The 3,362-nt window shown below is 63.7% G+C and carries 3 protein-coding genes and 1 pseudogene; 1 reads left to right on the top strand and 3 read right to left on the bottom strand.

What is annotated here, in order from left to right:
* Nucleotides 1-321: 321 nt before the first annotated feature.
* On the top strand, nt 322-741 hold the full coding sequence (locus JF66_RS18310; protein WP_035880265.1) for a YkvA family protein: 420 nt from the start codon (nt 322-324) through the stop codon (nt 739-741).
* Between the two features lie 95 nt (nt 742-836).
* Here JF66_RS18310 and istB read toward each other — a convergent pair whose 3' ends face one another.
* From istB to JF66_RS18295, 3 genes and pseudogenes are all read right to left on the bottom strand, one after another.
* Nucleotides 837-1,655 (bottom strand): IS21-like element helper ATPase IstB, encoded by an 819-nt coding sequence (gene istB / locus JF66_RS18305; RefSeq protein WP_035880264.1) that lies wholly within the window; start codon nt 1,653-1,655, stop codon nt 837-839.
* Nucleotides 1,652-3,244: pseudogene (gene istA, locus JF66_RS18300) on the bottom strand (IS21 family transposase); the annotation flags it as partial. The gene istB and the pseudogene istA, both read right to left, overlap by 4 nt.
* Entirely contained in the window at nt 3,168-3,326 is a 159-nt protein-coding gene (locus JF66_RS18295) for a hypothetical protein (protein ID WP_369798065.1), read from the bottom strand. The pseudogene istA and the gene JF66_RS18295, both read right to left, overlap by 77 nt.
* Between the last annotated feature and the right edge of the window lie 36 nt (nt 3,327-3,362).

The following is a 3,362-nucleotide window of genomic DNA, read 5'->3' as shown; positions in this document are numbered from 1 at the left end:
ACGCCCTCGCGAGAGCGACTCGAATATGGGGTAGAGAATCAAATGGGTACAAGGAAACGCGAGCACTCTTTCACGGTGTGTACGACGCGTCCCAGGCGTACCGGATCGTTTACTACCTCAGGAACGCCCTTGTCTGGCTATGTCAACCCAAGTCGGACCCACCAGGGCAATCTAAGCCGGACCCACTTCGGGCGAAGCGGGGTGTCGCGGGCAACCGAACCGGGACCCACCTCCGGCTGTTGCGGTCATCCTCTGGGAGAATGGTGTCATGAGGATTTCCATCAATCCGAACGCTGGCGCAGTCCCTGAGGATTCGTAGTCGTGTCGGAGTGGTGGCAGGTTGTTGTCGGCGTCGTCGGCGGGCTGGTCCTGTTCTGGCTGGTGCTTGTTCTTGTTCTGTGGTTCGAGCAACGCAAACACTCGGGTCGTGCGTCGCTGGTGGATCTTCTTCGTCTCGCCCCGGATGTCGTGCGACTGCTGAAGCGTCTCGCTTCAGACAACTCCGTGCCGATCGGGGTCCGGATCTGGTTGGGCGTGTTGATGGTGTATCTGATCTCGCCTATCGACCTCATCCCGGATTTCATCCCGGTGTTGGGATATGCCGACGATGCGTTGGTCGTAGCGATCGCTCTCCGATTCGCGACGAGGCGCGCGGGCAGCGATTCCATCACGAAGCACTGGCCGGGGACGCCGGCTGGTCTGGCTGCTGTTCTGCGTATGGCCGGTTTGCCCTCGTCTTGACTTCGGGTGTAACACCGCCCGGTCGGGCTCGTTCTATCAGCCCTAACCGGCGAGCAGCGGTGGAACACGACGACTGCTTCTGTTGACCAACGCCTTCAGACGGGCATCTGCTCTTGCTGTCTTTGCATGTGGGCGAGGCGGTAGGAGTCGGTGCCAGTTTCGATGATCGTCCCGCCGAAGGTGAGCCTGTCCACGATCGCCGCGCAAAGGCGGGGGTCGGTGAAGGTCTTCGTCCAGCCGGAGAATGACTCGTTCGACGCGATCGCGATCGAGTTCTTCTCTTCCCGTTCGGTGAGGACTTGGAAGAGCAGCTCGGCGCCTCGCCGGTCGAGTTCCATGTAGCCGAGTTCGTCGATCATGAGGAGGTCGACGCGGCCATAGCGGGCGATGGTGCGTGCGAGGTTCTTCTCGTCCGCGGCCTCGACCAGTTCGTTCACGAGCCGGGTCGCGAGGGTGTATTTCACTCGGAACCCTTTCTCTGCCGCCGCGGTTCCGAGGCCGATCAGCAGGTGTGATTTTCCGGTCCCTGAGTCCCCGATCAGGCAAAGAGGTTGGCCTTTCCGCACCCACTCTCCGGTGGCGAGGGTGTTGATCGTCGCGGGGTTGATGTTGGGGTTGGCATCGAAATCGAAGTCGCCCAACCACTTGTCTCTGGGGAACCCGGCGGCCTTCACGCGGCGAACAGAGGAGCGTCGGTCGCGGTCATCACATTCGGCCAGCAGCAGTTCCGCGAGGAACCCTTGATAGGAGAGCTGCTCTTTCTCGGCTGCGGTCGTGGCCTCGTCGACGACGGCGCGAATCGTCGGCAGTCGAAGCTTTCGGCAGGCGCCGTCGATGGCAGCGTTCGCGGCTTCTTCAGTCAACCCTCGGCGGCGTCGGAGGGTGGTCGTGATGCTGGTGGTAGCCGAGGTCATGAGCCTGTTCCTTTCTGTCCAGCCGGGACGGCTGTGGGTGGGGTCGTTCGATCGGGTAAGCGCAGCAACTGGTCGTAGGCGAAAACGCTCGGCAACGGCCTGGTGTCAGCGGGAAGGCCAGCGATCACCGCGGCCGGGTCCGCTAGGCGGCGCTGGGTCAGACTGACGACCCGCCGCTCAGGGCCTCGAACTTCCTCGACCGGAGGACGACCCGAACCAGCCGAGGCTTCGTGGCGACGGGCCTCGACCGCGACAACGTCCGCGGTGACAGCCCCGACCGTGAGCGCGGCCATGATCCCGCCGACGACGTCGTTCGTTGCCATTGTCCGGTGCAGCAGGAGAACGTCGATCAGGGCCTTGGTGCCTCCCGCGTCACCGTCTGTTTTCCGGGCGGCAGCCCAGAATGCTTCATGCGCCGAGGTGAATGCGCCCGACGCCCGGGCGTGAGCCAGCGCTGTCGACCCGGGAAGGGCGCCGGGCTTGCGCTGGAGAACTTCGAGATAGTGGTCAAGGTTCACGCTCTGACCATGCAGAGCCACCACCCGCGGGTGCCGTGCGATCTCCGTGCGGCCGTCGAAGACGATCACCTCCGATGCCCGCAGCGCGACACGGACGGGCCGTCCGATGAACCGGGCCGGCACCGAGTAACTCGCCATCCGCACCCGGATCAGGCTCGACCGGTTCACCCGCGGAGTCAATGACAAACCAGGCTCGAACCGATCCGCGGTCACCGGAGCGAGCAGCGGTCGTTCGAGAGCGAAGTCCTGAGCGACAGTGCGGATTCGGTCGCTGATGCGCCGGTTCTCGTCGTCGAGATCCCAGCCGCGGATCCGCTCATTCAACTGTTCAAGACAATCCACGACCGGCATCGGGGACAGGTGTGTGCGCCGGAATCGGCCGACTTCACCTTCGACGCCTCCTTTCTCATGGGCGCCTTCGATTCCGGGGTGGCAATAGAACGCGTCGAAACCGTAGTGCGACCGAAACAGCACCCAGCGGTCGTTCTCGGTGCGCTGCCGGCCCGTGCCGTAAATAACTTTCACGACCGCGTCCGTCAAGTTGTCGTAACGAATGTGCCGGGTCGGGATCCCGCCGATGTCCTCGAACGCATCAATGTGCCCCTCGAGGAACGCCTCCTGCGCCTGCGTTGGATAGACCCGGTGAATCGCTTTCCCCGAGTGGGATAGGCGGAAGGTGAACATGTGGCACTTCGTCTTCACTCCGGCCAAGATCACCCAGACTTCCCCGAAGTCAACCTCCGCCTCGGCCCCTGGCGCGTGCTCCTGCGGGACGAATACCTCCTCCAGCCGGCCCGCGGCCGCATCGATCTCAGGGCGGCGCCGGCGGACGTAGTTCCGGACCGTCGAATACGACAGATCCGCCGCACCGTGCTCGTCCGCGAGGCGGGCGAAGACACGCCGTGCCGTGTGCTTCTGCTTCCTCGGTGCCTCCGTGTCCAGGCGGAGCATCTCGTCGATCACTCTGGCCTTGACCCCGGTGAGTGGACACGGGTTAAGCGGCGAGTTGGATCTCTGCGGCCTGTGACGAGTATTGCAGCTCGAAGTCCACAGGCGTGACGTGCCCGATCGAGGAGTGGCGCCGGCGACGGTTGTAACGGTCCTCGATCCACGCCGCGACGTCTCGAATCGCCCGGGCCCGGGTAGGCCAGATCCGTCGGTAGTAGAACTCCGTTTTCAGCGTCGCGAA

The sequence above is a fragment of the Cryobacterium sp. MLB-32 genome (assembly GCF_000738085.1).
Taxonomy (GTDB): domain Bacteria; phylum Actinomycetota; class Actinomycetes; order Actinomycetales; family Microbacteriaceae; genus Cryobacterium.
This window is presented reverse-complemented; position numbering and strand designations above follow the sequence as displayed.